Here is an 18,167-nt window from a genome sequence, read left to right as displayed (position 1 = left end):
CTTACGCCAGGGAGCCGACCGGTCAACGATGAGTTGACCTGCGCGATGAGCTAGCGTTGTCTTGGGCGGCGATACCCTGCCGTTCGAGGGAAGACCATGGCCGTCTTGCTCGCAGTGCTCATCGGGGTCGTGGCCGGGCTGCGCACCATGATGGCACCGGCCGCCGTCAGTTGGGCCGCCCATCTCGGCTGGATCAACCTCGGTGCCAGCCCCCTGGCCTTCCTGGGCTATGCCTGGACGCCCTGGATCCTGACCGCGCTGGCCATCGGCGAACTGATCACCGACAAGTTGCCGTCGACGGCGAGCCGCAAGGTCCCGACGCAGTTCGGCGGCCGCATCGTGACAGGCGCCCTGTCCGGCGCGGCCATCGGCGCCGCGGCCGGATCGCTCGCGCTTGGCGCGATCGCGGGCGCGGTTGGCGCCGTCGCCGGTACGCTTGGCGGGGCCGCAGCCCGGGCGGGCCTCGCAGGAGCTTTCGGTCGCGACAGGCCTGCCGCGCTGATCGAGGACGTGGTGGCGCTACTCGCCGCCTGGCTGATCGTGGTGGCCGCGCGATGAACCGGACTTTCGACGCCATCATCATCGGGGCCGGCCAGGCCGGACCTTCACTGGCAGGCCGGATGACCGGTGCCGGCCTGTCGGTTGCGATCGTCGAACGCCATCTCTTTGGCGGCACCTGCGTCAACACCGGCTGCATGCCGACCAAGACGCTGGTCGCCAGTGCCTATGCTGCGCATCTCGCGCGCCGTGGCGCCGAGTACGGCGTCATCCTGGATACGCCGCCGCGCATCGACATGTCGAAGGTCAAGGAGCGAGCCGCCCTCCTCTCCGCCAATTCGCGCCGCAATATCGAGACCTGGCTGCGCGGGATGAAGGGCTGCACCGTCCTCACCGGGCATGCGCGCTTCGAGAGCGCCGACCGGATGCGGGTGGGCGACGATGTAATCAGCGCACCCCGCATTTTCCTGAATGTCGGCGGGCGCGCCGTCGTGCCGGACATGCCCGGGATCGGCGACATCTCCTACCTGACCAACACCTCGATCCTTGGTCTCGACACGGTGCCGAAGCATCTCGTCGTCATCGGCGGCAGCTATATCGGCCTCGAATTCGCTCAGATGCACCGCCGCTTCGGTGCAGCCGTCACTGTTGTCGAGAAGGGTCCACATCTCGTGTCCCGCGAGGACGAAGAGGTTTCGGAGGCGATCCGCGATATCCTTGTCGCCGAAGGGATCGAGATCCGGACCGGCGCGGAGTGCATTCGATTCGCTCCCCACCCGGAGGGCATCGCGGTCGGCGTGGATTGCACTTCCGGCGCACCCGAGATCATCGGGTCACATGTCCTGCTTGCCGTCGGGCGCCGCCCGAACACCGACGATCTCGGTCTCGACAAGGCCGGGGTCGCAACGGATGCACGAGGCTATATCGAGGTCGACGACAGCCTGGCGACCAATGTCCCCGGCATCTGGGCAATCGGCGACTGCAATGGCCGCGGCGCCTTCACGCACACGGCCTATAATGATTTCGAGATCGTCGCCGCCAATCTACTCGATGGAGAGACGCGCAAGGTCAGTGACCGCATCCCGGCCTATGGGCTCTTCATCGATCCGCCGCTCGGGCGGGTCGGCATGACGCTTGCCCAGGCGCACGCCAGCGGCCGGCCGTTGCTGGTTGGCCGCCGGCCGATGACGCGCGTCGGCCGCGCCATCGAGAAGGGCGAGACGCTTGGTTTCATGAGCGTCATTGCCGATGCCGAGACGCGCCGCATCCTCGGCGCTGCGATCCTCGGGACGAGCGGCGACGAGGCGATCCATGGGATCCTCGACATAATGAATGCGGGCGCGCCCTATGACAGGCTGCTGCGCGCTGTTCCGATCCATCCGACCGTATCGGAGCTCATCCCGACGATGCTTGGAGACATGCGCGCCCCAAACTGACCTCAGAAATAGCGCGCCAGGTTCCGGCGGATCCTATCCACCGGCGGCTCCTGGCCGGCAGGGGCCTCAAACGCCTGGCCCGTAATGGTCTCGAAGGCGCGGATATAGACCTGCGAGGTCTGCGCGATGAGCTCGTCCGGGATCTCGGGGATCGGCTCGTTGTAGGGATCGCAGCGTGCGGCGACCCAGTTGCGCACGAAATCCTTGTCAAAGCTCTCCGGCCGCTCTCCCGCCGCAAAGCGCGCCGGGTAGCTCTCGGCGAACCAGTAGCGGCTGCTATCGGGGGTATGGATCTCATCGGCCAGCATGATCCGGCCCTGCCGATCGGTACCGAACTCGTATTTGGTATCGGCAAGGATGAGCCCACGTCCGCGCGCGATGTCCTGCCCCCGGGCGAACAGGGCCAGCGCATAGCCGGACACCGTATCCCACTGTTCCTGGGTCAGGAGCTTGCTGCCGACGATCTCGTCCGGGGAAAGCGGCTCGTCATGGCCGCCGTCGAAGGCCTTGCTGGTCGGCGTGATGACGGCATGAGGAAGCGCTTCGTTGTCGCGCAGGCCATCCGGGAAACGGATGCCGTAGAGATCCCGCCTGCCCTGCTTGTACATGGTCAGCACCGATGTGCTGGTCGTGCCCGCGAGATAGCCGCGCACCACGATCTCGACGGGAAGGATATCGAGCTTCTGGCCGACGACGACGTTGGGGTCCGGATATTCCAGCACATGGTTCGGGCAGATATCCGCGGTCTTCTCGAACCAGAACCGGGCTGTCTGGGTCAGCACCTGCCCCTTGAACGGAATGCAGGCGATAGCGCGATCGAAGGCGCTGAGGCGGTCCGTGGCGATCAGAATGCGGCGCCCGTCCGGCAGATCGTAATTCTCGCGGACCTTGCCCCGATAATAGTTCGGCAGCTCCGGGATGACCGCTTCGCGAATGGGTTGAATCTCGGACATGGTGGACATCACTTCATCAAGGCGAGGAATCATGCAGGGAGAGAAACCCCGGCGCTGCGTTCCTTGTAGCCAAGTGGATCGATACGCACCATTGCGCTMTCGCTGTCGCCCCTGCGCGATGCTAGGGAGCGCCATAACGAAGGGCGAGCGCCGGAGGTGAGCAGCCATGTTTCAGGCACAAGCAATCGCGAGCAGCGACAAGGCAGGGTTCTATCGCGAGCTGACCTCGCAGCTTGAGGGCCTGCTGGCGGGAGAAAGCGACCCGATCGCCAACGCGGCCAATACCTCGGCACTGCTGTTCCAGATGATGCCGGATCTGAATTGGGCCGGATTCTACATCATGCGGGACGGCGAGCTCGTGCTCGGGCCGTTTCAGGGCAAGCCGGCCTGTGTCCGCATTCCCGTCGGGCGCGGCGTCTGCGGAGCGGCGGTCGCTCGCCGGCAATCCATGCTGGTGGAAGACGTCCATGCGTTTCCCGGCCATATCGCCTGCGATGCAGCCTCGCGCTCGGAACTGGTCGTGCCGCTACTCCGCGACGGTGAGGTAATCGGCGTGATCGATCTCGACAGCCCCCACCCCTCCCGCTTCGACACCGCCGACCAGGCCGGAATCGAACGGATCGCCGAGATCTATCTCGCTGCGAGCGCCTGCTAGACCGATCCATCCCCCGGCTGCGGGCGGAAGCGCGATGCGCCAATCAGCAGGCCGCGGCGGAGAGGCCCTCGTTGGTGTCCGCCACCGGAGGCACGACTCCGTGCTGCCCAGGTACGAGGGGGTCCGGAACCGACGTTGCCACCCATCTCGCCAGAGCCGTGCGGCCGGCGTCGGTCAGGGCGTAGACGCCGCGATCGGCTCGCTCGAACCAGCCATAGACGTTGCGGTGCAGGATCTTCTGTGCGTCCGGGCATGACTGTTTGAGATCGCGCGGCCGCTGCGGGCCTGCCGTCATGGCTGCAGCGCAAGCGAGCGCCTGCTGCCGGTAGGCCGTCATGATCGGTGCGCGCGAACCGCCGCCTGCGACAGGGTCTCCCCGACGCCGCTTGTGCTCCTCCACGAGCTTCGAACGCCGCTTGGCATCCTTGCGCGGCGTCGGCGCGGCCGGGGAAACGAGGATATCGACGCGACCGGACAAAGCGACCCCGAGAAGGCCGAAACCGAGATGCCGGCACAGATTGCGGTAGCGGGAATCGCTCTCGCGTCCCTTCCCCCGCGCCGACAACCGGGCTGCAAGCCAGATCTCGTCACCGAGCTTCATCCGGTCCACGCCCTGCAGGATGAGTTCGAGATTGAAGGTCAGCTTCAATTCTCCCACCACGACGACAGCCGGATCATCGCCTTTGAGACCAACAAGGTCGCAGCGCCCGACCTCACCCTTCACGGAATAGCCCAGGCCTTCGAGGAAGTGTTTGACCGGCAGATAGAGGGAAGTTTCCACGCGAGATCTCCGGTGCATTCCGATGCCGGACCGTTCCAGCAAGTCCGTGGCGCTGACCGCTACACCAAGGTGCAGCGGCGGTCGTTTCGGAATGGCAAACGGGAGGCAAGCCGGATGAGATCGACGGGCAGGCGTTCTGAACGCGGCACCTCAAAAGGCCGATGGCAACGCAAGGGGCAGCCCCCTGTCCAGGCGGCCACCCCTTGGGAATTCGTCACCGCGTCGATCCCGCGACGGGACCGACCTGCCATGACAGCTGGATCAGTGCGCCAGTCGCAAGGCGCCGCGGATTTCGGACTTCGCTCCTTCGAGATCCCTTTGGAAATCGGGGTTCCGGTAGGCGAGAACCGCGATCATCGCGGCCATCTCCCGGCCCGCCTGGATGTCGCTTGGGTAGTGCACTCCGCCGATCACCCGGTTCTCGCCGAATTCGACGGCACGCCCGAAGATCGCCTCGCCCTTCTCCGGCACGATATCGGCCAACACGATCGCGGTGAGGTACGAGAATGCAGCGTGACCGCTCGGATAAGAGCCGCTGTTCGCATATTTGGCGACCGGCTTGAGACGAGCGTCCACCACCGGTGGCCGCTGGCGATCCCATTTTTCCTTGCCCTGCTTGTTGAAGGCGCTCTCCGTCTTGTAGACCTTCGTGAAGAATGCCGCCGCTTTCGGCAGTTTTTCGGCCGTGAATTCGGGTCCCATCACGTCGGCGAAGCGAAAGACGCTCTGCTCAAGGTCCGCGACCGACCGCTCGGCTTGTTCGGCTGTTCGCTTCTCCTGCAGGCTTAGCATGATCTCGAGCTCCCGCCGGGTCGTATCCGCTGATGGCGGAGGCGCCATGAACCGGGTCGTGTCGAGTTGCTCCGGCGACACATAGTATTTGCTGCTCTGGACCTCCGCGCCGGCATAGCCAATCGCAAGAAGCGTAAGTCCGAGAGTCAGGCCCGCGAGTCTTTTCATCTTGTTGTCTCCCGATAAGCGTTTCTTCCCTGCTGCGGGAAGCAAGTCCGCGCAGCGCTCGATGCTGATCAAGAAACACGCCAGTCGTGCCCGCACCGCATGACCGCAATAGTATCAGAGGGTTGTCACGATTTCGGCGCCGAGCGGCGCGGGTAGTGTCAGGGAACGATGAGTAAAACCCGTAACATCGGCCGCGAGCATGGGTCATCGAAGATACCTCCTTGCAGCGCGGCCACTGATGCAGCCGGCAGCAAGAGGCGCCGGCATCCCCGGCAAAAGGACAGCAATCTGGCCCTACGTCATTCGTCGCCTCGCCCCCAAGCGAAGGCATCGACGACAACACTCGCACGAAATGAAGGTGAGCTGCCTACCGGCTCATGGCCTCGAACACATTGCGCATCGATGTGCTTGGGATGCCGAACAGGCCGCCATAGGGCGAGTTCAGGTCAACGATCACGAACATCACGCTCGATATCGAAACCACACCGATCGCCAGGACGATGGCGGCCAGCAGCTTGCGGGGGACCTGCAGGCCGAAGCTGACGAAGACCAGCATCAGCCAGAACGTCAGGACGTTCGTGAACAGCCGCGACGCCGGGTCCCTCGCATCTTCAATCACCGCCCAACGACGTTGTTGCAGGCTCATGAAATTCGCACGGCATTCCGTAGCTAGGTTCGCATGCAACCCGTCGACAGGGGCGAGGCCATTGATCTCGAGGCCGATCTGATTGACCAGCACGCTGAGCGTCGGGCTTTCCCCGTGGCGTCCCATGGTGCTGGGATCAGGATAGGCAATGCCGGTCGGCCTTTCCTCGTCGGGCCAGGTGCTCGCGATCACCGCGGCGGTATAGCTCCGGAGATTCTCGCGGGCCTTCTCAGCCCCCGGGCCGAAATTGCGCAGGCACTGATCGAGCTGGGCCAGTTGCCCGGCATCCGCGTTCCTGTCCCGGTACGCCATGTCGAACGCGCTCTTCACGCTCGACAGCTGCAGGCTGAGGACAAGCGCCGCAAAGGTAACGAGGAGGCTCGTGATCAGCCGCAGCGCTTCCATGTTCCTTTCGGTCAGGTGCTCCTCGGGCAACCGGCTCCGCAGCAGGAGGCCGAACACCGCGGCTGCGCTGAGCAGCGAGCAGAACGTGAAGGCTGAAAGCCACTCCACCATGACAGATCCTGCTCTCCTGGAAGCCCGCGACACGGACACATGCAGTCATCTCGACCGCGAGAACGATCTGCCGCCGACACCAGCCATCGATCCAGAATGATGCGAGGATTGCAACCATACGCGGTCGCGACGCCATTCCTCCGCTTCTGCCCCCTCATGCCGCAATCGGCTTGGACAGACCCGGTCGGACCGCGCTAGCTTGCATGACTTGGCAACCCGATTTCTGCCAACCTTCCCTCTCTGCCCGAGGACATGATGCCGAAGTCCGAACTCATCGCGGCGCTGACGCCCGAGCTCACCGCGATCCGTCGCGATTTTCACCGCCATCCCGAACTGCTCTTCGACGTGCATCGCACGGCGGGCATCGTTGCCGAAAAGCTCAGGGCCTGGGGCGTCGACGAGGTGGTGACAGGCATTGGCCAGACCGGCGTCGTCGGCGTGATCAAGGGCAAGCGCCAGGGTTCCGGCAAGGTAATCGGCCTGCGTGCCGACATGGATGCTTTGCCGATCCACGAGGAAACCAATCTCGAGCACCGCTCGACCGTGCCCGGCAAGATGCATGCCTGCGGTCATGACGGCCACACCACCATGCTGCTCGGCGCCGCGAAATATCTCGCCGAGACCCGCGATTTCGACGGCACCGCGGTCGTGATCTTCCAGCCGGCAGAAGAAGGCGGCGGCGGGGCCAAGGTGATGTGCGATGAGGGCCTGATGGAGCGCTTCGGCGTGCAGGAGGTCTATGGGCTGCACAACAAGCCTGGCATGGCGATCGGTCAATTCTGCATCCGCAAGGGCCCGCTGATGGCCGCTGCCGATCGCTTCCTGATCAAGATCGAGGGCAAGGGTGGCCATGCCGCCGCGCCGCACGACACCAAGGATCCGGTGGTTGCCGCCTGCCAGCTCGTGACCGCGCTGCAGACTGTCGCCTCGCGCAATGCCGACCCGCTCGATTCTGTCGTGGTCTCGGCGACAGCGATCAATGCCGGCGAAGCGTTCAACGTCATTCCGCAGACCGTCGAGATCAAGGGCTCGGTCCGGACGCTGACGCCTGCCATGCGCGACCTCGCCCAGAAGCGCATCCTCGAGATCGCCGACGGGCTGGCGAAGGCGTTCGATCTCAAATGCGACGTCGACTACGACCGCGGCTACCCGGTGACCTTCAATCACGCCGGGCAGACGGATTTCGTGACCAGCGCCACGCGGAACGTTTTCGGCAAGGACGCGATCGACACCGAGATCCCGCCGGTCATGGGGTCGGAGGATTTCTCCTTCATGCTCGAGGAGCGCCCCGGCGCATATATCTTCATGGGCAATGGTGACTCGGCTGGCCTGCACCACCCGGCCTATGAGTTCAACGATGCGGCGATCCCGGTCGGGGTGACCTATTGGGCGAGCCTCGTCGAGATCGCCATGCCGCCGCGCGCAGCCTGATCGCAGGATCACGATGGCCGATATCGATTGCCTCGTCATCGGGGCCGGCGTCGTCGGCCTCGCAACGGCGCGCGCGCTTGCGCTCGCCGGACGCGAGGTCGTGATCGCCGAGGCCGCCGACGGCATTGGCACTCAGACCTCCGCGCGCAACAGCGAGGTCATCCATGCCGGGATCTACTACCCGCCCGGCTCGCTCAAGGCGCAGGTCTGCGTCGAGGGCCGTAAGCAGCTTTATCGCTATCTCGGCGAGCGCGGCCTGCCGCACAAAGCCTGCGGCAAGCTGATCGTCGCGACAGCTTCGGGCCAGCGCCCGGCACTGGAAACGATCGCGGCGCGCGCGAAAGCCTCGGGCGTGGACTCGCTCCGCTATCTCGACACCGCCGAAGCGCGGGCGCACGAGCCCGAGGTCGCCTGCGAGATCGCGCTGTTCTCGCCAGAGACCGGCGTGGTCGACAGCCACGCCTTCATGCTCTCTCTGCTTGGAGAGTGCGAAGCTGCAGGCGGCTCGCTGGCCCTGAATACGCCCATCACCGGCTGGCGCCGCGAGGGCGAGGCGTTCAGCGTCGATTTCGGCGGCGACGATCCCGCAACCTATTCGGTCCGCAGCATCGTCAATTCGGCCGGCCACGGCGCGCCCCGCCTTCTCGGCAGGCTCGACGGCTTTCCTGCCGCCTATGTGCCAAAGCAGTCTTTCGCCAAGGGCAACTACTTCGCACTGCTGGGGAAGCAGCCCTTCTCGCATCTGGTCTACCCGATCCCTGAAGCAGCCGGGCTCGGCATCCATGCCACGATCGACATGGCCGGGCGGGTCAAGTTCGGCCCGGATGTCGAATGGGTGGATGACGACCAGGATCTGGTCGTCGACCCGGCCCGGGCCGAGCGATTCTACGCGGCGATCCGAACCTACTGGCCCGGTCTGCAGGACGGGGCGCTGGTCGCGGATTATGCCGGTATCCGGCCGAAGCTGCACGGACCGACGGAGCCGATGCCTGATTTCCGCATCGACGGACCGGCCATCCATGGCGTACCCGGACTGGTCAACCTGCTCGGGATCGAGAGCCCCGGGCTGACGTCCTCGCTCGCGATCGCAGAGCTGGTGGTGGACAGGCTGCCGGCATGACGGAGGGCGTTTCACGCTATGTCGGCCGCATCATTGCAGTCGGCAGAACGCCTCTCGGAGACTTGGTTTCGGCATACCGCGTTTCGAGCAGATCGTTTCCGAACAGAGTTGCAGAGCGCTCTGGCAACGCGATCCGGATCGTGCCGCGTGCGAACAGCGCCGACGCGGCATCGGAGAGCCCCTACATCGCCTATGAAAGTCTACTCTGGACCGAGCGCTACGTCGTCGCGAGCAATGGCACCCAAACCCGACCCATTTTCGAGCGGTTGCGGGCGGGTCACACGGTAAGAGATGCGCTGATCGGGGTGCTTTCCGGCCTCGACCGGGAGTTCGATGCGCATGATACGCCACGCATCTGTTCGGTGCTCGATCTCGCCAATGACACGGCTTATCTCGGAAGCATCACGGCGGAAGCGCTGTCTGTGACGCCGGTGCATATAGCTCCGGGGCAGGCGACCTACATCACGACCTATGGATCGCCCCTGGCGGCAGCCGACAGGGTGGATCCGCACTTCACCGCAAGGACGGCCGAGGACGCCTGCCAGCATGTCGTGGGTGGATCAATCTTCGCCCACCTCGACAGCCCGGTCTGCTCTGCGGCGCTTCATGCCGGAAAGTCCGGGCTGGAGGCAGCCGTCTTCAACATCAGGGATGACGCTTAGCCGCGGATCGCCTTCACGGCTTCCCGCGCTTCCCTGGCAAGCTCAGTCACACGCGCCCAGTCGCGTTTCGCAACCGCATCCGCCGGCACGAGCCAGGATCCTCCGACGCAGATCACCTGCGGCAGGGCAAGGTAATCGGCGAGATTGGCGAGGCTGACACCGCCGGTCGGGCAGAACTTCAGCTGCGGGAAGGGTCCGGACAACGCCTTCAGCGCCGGCGTGCCGCCCGCCTGCTCTGCCGGGAAGAACTTGCAGGTGATCCGTCCGGCCGAGACCGCGCGCATGCAGTCGGACGCCGTCGCCACGCCAGGCAACCAGGGCAGCCCCGCCGCGCGCATCGCCTCGTCCACCGCCTCGCTGAAGCCTGGGCTGACCACAGCCTGCGCGCCCACCCGCTTGACCTCTGCGACCTGCAAGGGCGTCACGACCGTACCGGCAACCGAAAGGATTTCCGGCACCTCGTGGGCGATCCTCTCGAGCGCGGCCAGTGCAGCAGGGCGGCGCAGCGTGACCTCGATCACGTCGATGCCACCCGCAAGCAGCGCCCGGGCCAGCGGGACCGCGACCTCGGCCTCGTCGATCACGACGACCGGGACAACGCCACAGGCCTTGAGGCGTGCAATTTCGGGTTCGCCTGACATTGGCTCGATCTCCTCGCTGAGCACCTTCGCTTAAGCCCTGGCCCAGTAAACGTCGAGCCCCTGCGGCCGTCGCAGCAGGATGCCGACCGGATAGGCCGCCGGAAGGGCCTGAGCCGTCGCCAGCGTCGTTTCCTTCTCCTTGCCGGCAATGAGCAGGGTTGCCCAACCTGCCTTCGCGATTCGCGCGGCCGAGAGTGAGATGCGAGGTGGCAGGCCGGGCGGACGGGCTGCGACTGCGTGGATTGCGTCGTCGCTGCGCGTAGCTGCAGCGTCGCCTGGAAAGAGCGAGGCGATGTGCCCATCGGCGCCCATGCCACTGACCAGGATGTCAATCGCAGGCAGGCGCGAGAGCACGGCATCGAGGCTACGCGCTGCCGCGGCGAGATCGTCGCCGGCATTGTGGAAGGACACGAAGCTGGCCCGTTCGTCACGCAAAGGGGAGAAGGCGTCCCGGATCATGCGCTCGTTCGAGGCGGCATCGTCCGGCGCGACGAAGCGCTCGTCGGTCGGCATCAGGGTAACCCTGTCCCAGGCGAGGTCGTGCGCGCCGAGTGCCGCAAGAAAACGTGCCGGCGTAGTACCGCCGGGGACCGCGAGCAACGCGCCCCCGCGGGCGGCTATGGCGGCACGCAGGCGCACTGCGACAGCTTCGGCCAGCGCTTCCGATGCGCCGGCCAACGTCTCGAAACGATGCCAGGAGAGCGGCCCCACCGCGCTCATTCCATCAGTTCCGGGTCGGCCCAGGATCGCCCTTCGCGCTCGATCAGACCGATCGCCTGAGACGGCCCCCAGGAGCCGGCGGCATAGCGATGCGGCTGCGGATAGTACTCCTGCCAGCCGGCAATGATCGGATCGATCCAGGCCCAGGCCTGCTCGACCTCGTCACGGCGCATGAACAGGGTCTGGTCGCCGCGGATCACATCGGTGAGCAGCCGCTCATAGGCGTCAGGTGAGCGCACGCCGAAGGCGGTGTCGTAGCGCAGATCGAGCTGGCGCGGGACGATCTTGAGCTTGCCGGAGCCTGGCACCTTCATCATCAGCTGCATCTGCACGCCATCATTGGGCTGCAGGCGGATGATCAGGCGATTGGCATCGAGCCGCCCACAATCGGCAGCGCTTCCGAAGATCGAGTGCGGCACCGGCTTGAAGGTGACGGCGATCTCGGAATAGCGCTGCGCCATGCGCTTTCCGGTGCGCAGATAGATCGGGACGCCGGCCCAGCGCCAGGTTTCGAGTTCGCAGCGGATCGCGACGAAGGTTTCGGTGTTGCTGGCATGGCCGAGTTCCTCGGCATAACCATGGACGCGAGCGCCACCGCTGACGCCCTGGCCATATTGCCCGCGCACGGTCGCCCGCAGCACATCGGGGCCGACGATCGGCTTGAGAGCCTTCAGAACCCTGACCTTCTCGTCGCGGACGGCATCGGCTTCCAGCAGGTTCGGCGGCTCGATCGCAAACAGGCAGAGCAGCTGCAGCACGTGGTTCTGCACCATGTCACGCAGGTGTCCGGCCTTGTCGTAATAGCCGGCGCGCGACTCGAGGCCGACCGTCTCGGCAACCGTGATCTGGACATTGTCGATGTCGCGACTCGACCAGGAGCGTTCGAACAGGGTGTTGGCGAAGCGCAGTACCAGAAGGTTCTGGACCGTCTCCTTGCCGAGATAATGATCGATCCGGTAGGTGCGGCTTTCCGGAAGGATCCTTGCCACGGCGTCGTTGATCTCGCGGGCGGAGGCGAGATCCCGCCCCAGGGGCTTTTCGAGAATGACGCGCGAGGTCGGCGTCAGGATGCCGGCACTGGCGAGGTTCTCGCAGATCGGGATGAAAAGATCGGGCGGCGTCGAGAGATAGAAGGAGCGCACACGCTCCGAATCGCCGAGCTCCTGCCGCAGGCCGGCATAGGTCTCCGGCTTCAGCGCATCGACCTGGACCACGGAGAGCCTGCGCAGGAATGTCTCGATCCTGGCGGCGGAAAGCCCCTCCTCGGTGAGCTTCCGGCTGATCTCGCCGGGCAGTCCGGCGACATCCTCGCTCTTGCGCACCATCGCCAGGATGCGGCTTTCCTCCGGCAGAACGCCTTCCTGATTGCGCTGGGCCAGCGCCGGAAAGAGTTTGCGCAGGGCCAGATCGCCGCTGGCACCGAAGATCACGAGATCGAAGGGCGGGACCGGAGTGCGCTCCGGCGCAGCTTCGAGCTTTACGACATGATCGGCGACGGCATCCATGGGCATACACACTCCGCAGCAGCGAATACGGGCCAAGCTAGCCGATCGCTGCGACGAGAGTTAGACGGTTTTGGCGCTCCACCCAAGCAGGCAGGACGCGCAACCGCCCTGCCGCTCAGGCGGTCTGGCGGCGGAAGCCTTCGCTCGCGATCAGCAATTGCTGGGCATAGGTCGTCTGCGGCGAGCGCGCCGCCAGCGTCTCGGCCGTCATCTCCTCGACGCCACGGCCGAACTGCATGACCAGCAGCCGCTCGCACATATGAGCAACGACCGCGAGATCGTGGCTGACCAGGATATAGGTCAGATTGCGCTCCTTGCGCAGCGCCTGGAGCAGGTTCAGCACCTCTGCCTGGATCGAGACGTCGAGCGCTGAAGTCGGCTCGTCGAGCAGCAGGATCTTCGGTTCGAGCACCAGTGCGCGCGCAATCGCCACGCGCTGGCGCTGGCCACCGGAGAGCTGGTGCGGGAAGCGGAAACGGAACGAATTCGGCAGCCCGACATCCTTCATGGCGCGTTCGATGCGCGCCTCGGCATCGTCGATGCCGTGAATGGCCAGTGGCTCGGCCAGCGTATCGTCGACCGTCTTCTTCGGGTGGAGGCTGCCATAAGGGTCCTGGAAGACCATCTGCACGGCGCGATAGAAGGCCTTGTCGCGAACCTTGGGCTGCTTGCTGCCCAGGATCGTGACGTCACCACTCCATTCGCGGTTCAGGCCGGCGAGGACACGCAGCACGGTCGACTTGCCCGAGCCGGATTCACCGACGATGCCGTAGCTCTCGCCGGATGCAACCGAGAAGGAGAGGTCCTTCACGACATGGGAATCGCCGAAGGAGACGTTCAGCTTCTCGACAATGATGGCGGGGTTCATGTTCATGCCAGCCATGCCGGGTCACGTTTCAGGGTGGCGAGCTTGTCCTTGCGATGATCGAGATCCGGCAGGCAGTCGAGCAGGCCGAGCGTATAGGGATGGCGATGGGCGCGTGCGCTCTCGTCGGCAAGTTCGGCGGCCGGCAGCGTCTCCATCGCCTTGCCGCCGTACATGACGATGACGCGGTCGCAGAAGGACTGCACGAGATGCAGGTCGTGGCTGATGAAGATCAGCCCCATGCCGCGGCTGGTGACGAGGTCGTCGAGGATCTTCAGCACCTGCAACTGCACGGTGACGTCGAGGGCCGACGTGGGCTCGTCGGCGATCAGGATGTCGGGTTCGGCGATCAGCATCATCGCGATCATCACGCGCTGCCCCATGCCGCCCGAGACTTCGTGCGGGTAGAGATCGTAGACGCGTGCCGGCTCGCGGATCTGGACCGCTTCCAGCATGGTGAGGCTGCGTTCCCTGGCCTCACGCGAACTCGCCTTGTGATGGACGCGATAGGCTTCGGCGATCTGCTCGCCCACGGTCTTCACCGGATTGAGCGAGAATTTCGGGTCCTGCATCACCATCGAGATATGGCGGCCGCGCAGCTTGCGGCGCGCGCCCTTGTCCATCGTCAGCAGGTTCTGCCCGCGATAGACGAGCTTGTCGGCCTGAACCTCGCCGGGATGGGGGATGAGGTCGAGAATGGCGCGGCCGGTCATCGACTTGCCGGAGCCGGACTCGCCGACAATGCCGAGCCGTTCGCGGCCGAGCGTGAAGGAAAGCCCGCGCACGGCGCGGACAATGCCGGTCGCGGTGTGGAAATTGACCCGCAGATTGTCGAGTTCGAGCAGCGGCTGTTCGATCGGGCTATCTGGTGCGCGCATCATCTCACCTCGCATCCATGACGTCGCGCAGGCCATCGCCCAGCAGATTGAAGCCGAGCGCGACAACGCAGATGGCTAGGCCGGGGAAGGTCGCGACCCACCACTGGTCGAAGATCTGCTCGCGGCCGGCTGAGATCATCGCGCCCCATTCCGGGATCGGCGGCTGCGCGCCAAGGCCGAGGAAGCCGAGCCCGGCAGCGGTCAGGATGATGCCGGCCATGTCGAGCGTGGACCGCACGATCAGGGATGGCAGGCACATCGGCACGACATGCCTGAGTACGATCCGCCATTGCGACGCCCCCTGCAGCCGGACCGCGGAGATGTAGTCCTGGTTGCGGATGATCAGTGTCTCGGCGCGGGCGACGCGCGCATAAGGCGGCCAGGCCGTGAACGCGATCGCGATGACCGCATTTTCAAGTCCGGGGCCGAGTGCCGCAACGAAAGCGAGCGCGAGCACCAGGCGCGGGAAAGCCAGGAAGACGTCGGTGATGCGCATCAGGACGCGATCGACCCAGCCGCCGAGATAACCTGCAGCAGCGCCGATCAGGAGGCCGATCGGCCCCACGGTGATGACGACGAGCAGCACGATGACAAGCGTGACGCGCGAGCCGTAGACGACCCGGCTGAAGATATCCCGGCCGAGTGAATCCGTGCCGAACCAGTTCGTTGCCGACGGCGGCAGCAGGCGCTTGTCGAGGGCCTGCGCCAGCGGATCATAGGGCGCGAGCAGCGGCGCGAAGGCTGCAGCAAGTAGCAGCAGCAGGACGATGGTCAGCCCGATGACGGCTGCGGGGTTGCGCCGGAACGCGAGCCATTGCCGGTAATACTGGCCAAGCCGTGCCTGACGGCGCGACGCGGGGGAATCGGTGATGAGCCAGGCGGCCCAGCCGGACGAAGTCTGTTCGGTCATGGCCATGTCCTCAGCGCGCCCGCGGATCGGCCAGGCGGCCAATGATGTCGGAGAACAGATTGACACCGATGAAGACCGCGCCAACCACCAGCGTGCCGCCGAGCACGGCGTTCATGTCGGCATTGAGAAGGGAATTGGTGATGTAACGACCGAGGCCGGGCCAGGCGAAGATGGTCTCGGTCAGCACCGAACCTTCGAGCAGGTGCATGTAGGAGAGTGCGATCACCGTCACGAGCGGCACGACGGCGTTGCGCAGGGCATGGCCCCAGATGACCTGCCACTCCGACACGCCCTTGACCCGGGCGGCGATGACATATTGCTGCTGCAGCTCGTTGATCATGAAGCTGCGCGTCATGCGGCTGATATAGGCGACGCTCAGCAGGCCCAGGACGGAGGCCGGCAGGATCAGATGGGAGAAAGCGTCCCAGAACGCATCCCACTCACCTTGCATGGCGGCATCGAGCATGATCACGCCGGTGATCGGCGTCACGAAATCCTGATACGCCACCGAAATACGCCCGGGTCCGCTGACCCATCCGAGCTTGGCGTAGAACAGCAGAAGACCCATGAGGCCAAGCCAGAAGACCGGGATCGAATAGCCGATCAAGCCGATGACGCGGGCGATCTGGTCGGGCCAGCGGCCCTGGTGGACGGCAGCGACGATGCCAAGCGGCACGCCGAGCATGATGCCGATCAGCGTGCCCAGCGTCGCCAGCTCGAGCGTCGCCGGGAAGACGGTCTTGATGTCGTCGACCACGGTGTTCGAGGTCAGTACGGAGCGCCCGAGATCGCCGGTGAAGACCTTGCCGATATAAATACCGAATTGCTGCCAGAGCGGCTTGTCGAGGCCGAGGTCCAGCCGCGCCTTGTCGTAGACATCGGCGGGAGCGCGATCACCGACCACGGCGAGCACCGGGTCGATCGGCATCACGCGCGCGATCAGGAAGGTGACGAGCAGAAGCCCGAACATCGTGATGGCGACCGTGCTGAACTCTCGCCCGGCAATCTTGCCCCAGCGACCCGATTTGCCCGCCCATGTCTCGCGCGATGACGCCATGCAACCAACCACTGTACAAAAGCCCGAAGAAGGGCGCTTCCGGAAGCCACGGCGCGCGGGAATGCAATCCCCTCGCCCGTGGCGCTCAACAGAAAAGAATAGAAATAAGCCCGCCGCAGCCATTTAGCCGCGGCGGGTTCCGTCAGAAGACGTGTCTCAGTTCTTGGAGATCGGCCAGTAGAAGTTGGTGTCGGAGCTCGGTCCGATCACCCAACCCTTGACGTTCTTGCGCTCGGCCGTGACCTCGACCTGCTGGTACATGATCACGAAGGGCGAAACCTTCTGGTGCTCGCGCTGCAGGACTTCATAGGTCGCCTTGCGCTTGGCCGCATCGGTCTCGAGCACGGCGGCCTGGGCGACCTTCGTCATGTCCGGGATATCCCAGGCATTGCGCCAGGCCAGCGTCTTCGACTTCGCATCTTCGCCATTGTTCTCGTTGATGGCGAAGGTCTCGGCATTGGTATGCGGATCGAGATAATCCGGACCCCACTGGCCGATATAGATGTCGTGGGTGCGGGCGCGATACTTGGTCAGCGTCTGCTTGCCGTCGCCCGGGATCAGCTCGAGCTTGATGCCGGCCTGGCCCCAGCTCGACTGGATCGCCTGCGCGATATCGGTGATCGGAGCGACCGAGCGAACGTCCATGGTGACGGTGAAGCCATTCGGCAGACCGGCCTTGGCGAGCAACTCCTTGGCCTTGGCGGGATCGAACTTGTAAGGCTTCTCGTCAATGGCTCCCAGGAAGCCCTTCGGCAGGAAGGATTCGTGGTGCTTGTAGGTGCCCTCGACGATGTTGCGCTCGATCGACTGGTAGTCGACCAGCCATTTCAGCGCTTCGCGGACCTCAGGCTTGTTCAGGTTGGCGTTCTTCTGGTTCAGGCCGAGATAGAGAATATAGCCCTTGTCGCCCTGGACGATCTGGATGTCGGACTTCTCCTTCACAGCGGCGAGCTGGTCCTTGGAGAGGTTGCGGGCCATGTCGATGTCGCCCTTCTCGAGCAGCAAACGCTGCGAGGCCGGCTCGGCGACATGGCGTACGATCACGCGCTTGTTCTTCGGCGCACCCTTGTACCAGGTCTCGTTGGCATCGAGCGCATACTGCTCGTTGGGACGATAGGCGCGGACCTTGTAGGCACCGGAACCGGCCGAGTTCAGCTTGAGCCAGGCATTGCCGAAATCGCCGTCCTTCTCGTTCGCCTTGACCAGCTTGGAATCGACGATCGAAGCCACGCCGGAGGTCAGGCAGTTCAGGAAGAAGGTCGGGGCGAAGGGCTTGGAAACGGTGACGACGACGGTGTTGTCATCGGTGGCCTTCACCTTCTCGAGGACATTCTCCTTGGTGAGGCCGAATTGGGTGAGGATGAAGCCCGGCGACTTGTTAAGCGTGACAGCGCGCTGGAAGGAATAGACCACGTCAGCTGCGGTCAGCGCGTTGCCCGAATGGAACTTGACGCCCGGGCGGAGCTTGAACGTGTAGGTGAGATTGTCCTCGCTGACGGTCCATTTCTCGGCAAGCTCGCCGACGAGGTCGTTGTTCTTGGCGAGATCGACGCCGATCAGCTTGTCATAGACATTGGCGCCGACTTCGACGCCGGAGAATTCGAAGGCTTCGGCCGGATCGAGCGTAATGATGTCGTCGATCTGCTTGGCCATGACCACCGTATCCTTCGGCGTCTGGGCCATGGCTGTCGTCGCCATCAACGCCGTAAAGGCGGAGGCAACCATCAATTTCGCAACGTGACGCATGGACTATCCCCATTGGTTCATAGGGCGGCCGTTTCGCCGCCGCTTGGGCGCTATCTGTGGCCAGAACGAGCCCGATGTCCAGCGGCTCGGAAATTGCACAGCGCACTGTTCACAAGCCTGCACTCTTCTTGCGCAACGAATTGATAGACCGACGCATTCTTGCGCAGCGACAGCTTTGCGAGCAATC

At 64.6% G+C, this 18,167-nt stretch carries 18 protein-coding genes; 6 read left to right on the top strand and 12 right to left on the bottom strand.

The window, feature by feature from the left end; all coding sequences use genetic code 11:
- The first annotated feature begins 96 nt into the window (after positions 1–96).
- On the top strand, positions 97–558 hold the full coding sequence (locus AC1DIO_RS09480) for a DUF4126 domain-containing protein (RefSeq protein WP_441506102.1): 462 nt from the start codon (positions 97–99) through the stop codon (positions 556–558).
- Positions 555–1,934: an FAD-containing oxidoreductase gene (locus AC1DIO_RS09475; RefSeq protein WP_476853354.1), complete on the top strand. Its 1,380-nt coding sequence runs from the start codon at positions 555–557 to the stop codon at positions 1,932–1,934. Before AC1DIO_RS09480 ends, AC1DIO_RS09475 begins: the two co-directional genes overlap by 4 nt.
- 2 nt (positions 1,935–1,936) lie before the next feature.
- Here the strand turns inward: AC1DIO_RS09475 and AC1DIO_RS09470 are convergent, their stop codons facing one another.
- Complete coding sequence (locus tag AC1DIO_RS09470; protein ID WP_476775466.1) at positions 1,937–2,887, bottom strand: phosphoribosylaminoimidazolesuccinocarboxamide synthase; 951 nt, start codon at positions 2,885–2,887, stop codon at positions 1,937–1,939.
- A gap of 166 nt (positions 2,888–3,053) precedes the next feature.
- Here AC1DIO_RS09470 and AC1DIO_RS09465 point away from each other — a divergent pair, with 166 nt between their 5' ends.
- Positions 3,054–3,542, top strand: a complete 489-nt coding sequence (locus AC1DIO_RS09465; RefSeq protein WP_441506099.1) for a GAF domain-containing protein — start codon at positions 3,054–3,056, stop codon at positions 3,540–3,542.
- Between the two features lie 43 nt (positions 3,543–3,585).
- Here AC1DIO_RS09465 and AC1DIO_RS09460 read toward each other — a convergent pair whose 3' ends face one another.
- The 3 genes from AC1DIO_RS09460 to AC1DIO_RS09450 form a co-directional block, all read right to left on the bottom strand.
- Positions 3,586–4,323 (bottom strand): DUF2161 domain-containing phosphodiesterase, encoded by a 738-nt coding sequence (locus tag AC1DIO_RS09460; RefSeq protein ID WP_476768383.1) that lies wholly within the window; start codon positions 4,321–4,323, stop codon positions 3,586–3,588.
- A gap of 261 nt (positions 4,324–4,584) precedes the next feature.
- Entirely contained in the window at positions 4,585–5,355 is a 771-nt protein-coding gene (locus tag AC1DIO_RS09455; protein WP_441493534.1) for an acid phosphatase, read from the bottom strand.
- Positions 5,356–5,650: 295 nt separating this feature from the next.
- A complete protein-coding gene (locus AC1DIO_RS09450) occupies positions 5,651–6,445 on the bottom strand; it encodes a bestrophin-like domain (RefSeq protein ID WP_441493533.1) in 795 nt (264 codons plus the stop codon).
- 255 nt (positions 6,446–6,700) lie between these two features.
- Here AC1DIO_RS09450 and AC1DIO_RS09445 point away from each other — a divergent pair, with 255 nt between their 5' ends.
- Genes AC1DIO_RS09445 through AC1DIO_RS09435 form a run of 3 tightly spaced genes read left to right on the top strand, consistent with a single transcriptional unit; the run spans position 6,701 to position 9,658 of the window.
- The gene (locus AC1DIO_RS09445; RefSeq protein ID WP_441493532.1) at positions 6,701–7,876 is read left to right on the top strand and encodes a M20 aminoacylase family protein; all 1,176 of its coding nucleotides are present in this window, start codon (positions 6,701–6,703) and stop codon (positions 7,874–7,876) included.
- 13 nt (positions 7,877–7,889) lie between these two features.
- On the top strand, positions 7,890–8,996 hold the full coding sequence (locus AC1DIO_RS09440) for an NAD(P)/FAD-dependent oxidoreductase (protein ID WP_441493531.1): 1,107 nt from the start codon (positions 7,890–7,892) through the stop codon (positions 8,994–8,996).
- Complete coding sequence (locus AC1DIO_RS09435; RefSeq protein WP_441506097.1) at positions 8,993–9,658, top strand: IMP cyclohydrolase; 666 nt, start codon at positions 8,993–8,995, stop codon at positions 9,656–9,658. The genes AC1DIO_RS09440 and AC1DIO_RS09435 overlap by 4 nt, the downstream gene beginning before the upstream one ends.
- Here the strand turns inward: AC1DIO_RS09435 and eda are convergent.
- The 8 genes from eda to AC1DIO_RS09395 all read right to left on the bottom strand — a co-directional run bounded on the left by eda (position 9,655) and on the right by AC1DIO_RS09395 (position 17,980).
- Entirely contained in the window at positions 9,655–10,299 is a 645-nt protein-coding gene (gene eda, locus AC1DIO_RS09430) for a bifunctional 4-hydroxy-2-oxoglutarate aldolase/2-dehydro-3-deoxy-phosphogluconate aldolase (protein ID WP_441493529.1), read from the bottom strand. The genes AC1DIO_RS09435 and eda overlap by 4 nt on opposite strands.
- A 30-nt stretch (positions 10,300–10,329) precedes the next feature.
- Positions 10,330–11,019 (bottom strand): 6-phosphogluconolactonase, encoded by a 690-nt coding sequence (gene pgl / locus AC1DIO_RS09425; RefSeq protein ID WP_441493528.1) that lies wholly within the window; start codon positions 11,017–11,019, stop codon positions 10,330–10,332.
- A complete protein-coding gene (gene zwf / locus AC1DIO_RS09420; protein WP_441493527.1) occupies positions 11,016–12,524 on the bottom strand; it encodes a glucose-6-phosphate dehydrogenase in 1,509 nt (502 codons plus the stop codon). The genes pgl and zwf overlap by 4 nt, the downstream gene beginning before the upstream one ends.
- Before the next feature lie 115 nt (positions 12,525–12,639).
- Complete coding sequence (locus AC1DIO_RS09415) at positions 12,640–13,392, bottom strand: ABC transporter ATP-binding protein (RefSeq protein ID WP_441493555.1); 753 nt, start codon at positions 13,390–13,392, stop codon at positions 12,640–12,642.
- 2 nt (positions 13,393–13,394) lie between these two features.
- On the bottom strand, positions 13,395–14,270 hold the full coding sequence (locus tag AC1DIO_RS09410) for an ABC transporter ATP-binding protein (protein ID WP_441493526.1): 876 nt from the start codon (positions 14,268–14,270) through the stop codon (positions 13,395–13,397).
- Position 14,271: 1 nt separating this feature from the next.
- Positions 14,272–15,177 (bottom strand): nickel transporter permease, encoded by a 906-nt coding sequence (nikC, locus tag AC1DIO_RS09405; protein WP_441493525.1) that lies wholly within the window; start codon positions 15,175–15,177, stop codon positions 14,272–14,274.
- A 10-nt stretch (positions 15,178–15,187) separates the two neighbouring features.
- Positions 15,188–16,234 carry an ABC transporter permease gene (locus AC1DIO_RS09400; RefSeq protein ID WP_441493524.1) on the bottom strand — a complete coding sequence of 349 codons (1,047 nt, stop codon included), beginning with the start codon at positions 16,232–16,234 and terminating at the stop codon, positions 15,188–15,190.
- Between the two features lie 156 nt (positions 16,235–16,390).
- Positions 16,391–17,980: an ABC transporter substrate-binding protein gene (locus AC1DIO_RS09395; protein WP_441506096.1), complete on the bottom strand. Its 1,590-nt coding sequence runs from the start codon at positions 17,978–17,980 to the stop codon at positions 16,391–16,393.
- Positions 17,981–18,167 lie beyond the last annotated feature (187 nt).

Source organism: Allobosea sp. 05T439 (genome assembly GCF_056396005.1).
Note: the sequence above shows the minus strand (reverse complement) of the source record. Positions and strands in the feature narration are given on the sequence as shown.

Bases quoted from the DNA above. Each gene is read 5' to 3' on its own strand.
- AC1DIO_RS09450 (WP_441493533.1), bottom strand. From the start codon at position 6,445: ATGGTGGAGTGGCTTTCAGCCTTCACGTTCTGCTCGCTGCTCAGCGCA.
- AC1DIO_RS09410 (WP_441493526.1), bottom strand. From the start codon at position 14,270: ATGATGCGCGCACCAGATAGCCCGATCGAACAGCCGCTGCTCGAACTC.
- zwf (WP_441493527.1), bottom strand. From the start codon at position 12,524: ATGGATGCCGTCGCCGATCATGTCGTAAAGCTCGAAGCTGCGCCGGAG.
- AC1DIO_RS09465 (WP_441506099.1), top strand. From the start codon at position 3,054: ATGTTTCAGGCACAAGCAATCGCGAGCAGCGACAAGGCAGGGTTCTAT.
- nikC (WP_441493525.1), bottom strand. From the start codon at position 15,177: ATGACCGAACAGACTTCGTCCGGCTGGGCCGCCTGGCTCATCACCGAT.
- AC1DIO_RS09445 (WP_441493532.1), top strand. From the start codon at position 6,701: ATGCCGAAGTCCGAACTCATCGCGGCGCTGACGCCCGAGCTCACCGCG.
- AC1DIO_RS09415 (WP_441493555.1), bottom strand. From the start codon at position 13,392: ATGAACCCCGCCATCATTGTCGAGAAGCTGAACGTCTCCTTCGGCGAT.
- eda (WP_441493529.1), bottom strand. From the start codon at position 10,299: ATGTCAGGCGAACCCGAAATTGCACGCCTCAAGGCCTGTGGCGTTGTC.
- AC1DIO_RS09400 (WP_441493524.1), bottom strand. From the start codon at position 16,234: ATGGCGTCATCGCGCGAGACATGGGCGGGCAAATCGGGTCGCTGGGGC.
- pgl (WP_441493528.1), bottom strand. From the start codon at position 11,019: ATGAGCGCGGTGGGGCCGCTCTCCTGGCATCGTTTCGAGACGTTGGCC.
- AC1DIO_RS09395 (WP_441506096.1), bottom strand. From the start codon at position 17,980: ATGCGTCACGTTGCGAAATTGATGGTTGCCTCCGCCTTTACGGCGTTG.
- AC1DIO_RS09475 (WP_476853354.1), top strand. From the start codon at position 555: ATGAACCGGACTTTCGACGCCATCATCATCGGGGCCGGCCAGGCCGGA.
- AC1DIO_RS09440 (WP_441493531.1), top strand. From the start codon at position 7,890: ATGGCCGATATCGATTGCCTCGTCATCGGGGCCGGCGTCGTCGGCCTC.
- AC1DIO_RS09470 (WP_476775466.1), bottom strand. From the start codon at position 2,887: ATGTCCGAGATTCAACCCATTCGCGAAGCGGTCATCCCGGAGCTGCCG.
- AC1DIO_RS09435 (WP_441506097.1), top strand. From the start codon at position 8,993: ATGACGGAGGGCGTTTCACGCTATGTCGGCCGCATCATTGCAGTCGGC.
- AC1DIO_RS09480 (WP_441506102.1), top strand. From the start codon at position 97: ATGGCCGTCTTGCTCGCAGTGCTCATCGGGGTCGTGGCCGGGCTGCGC.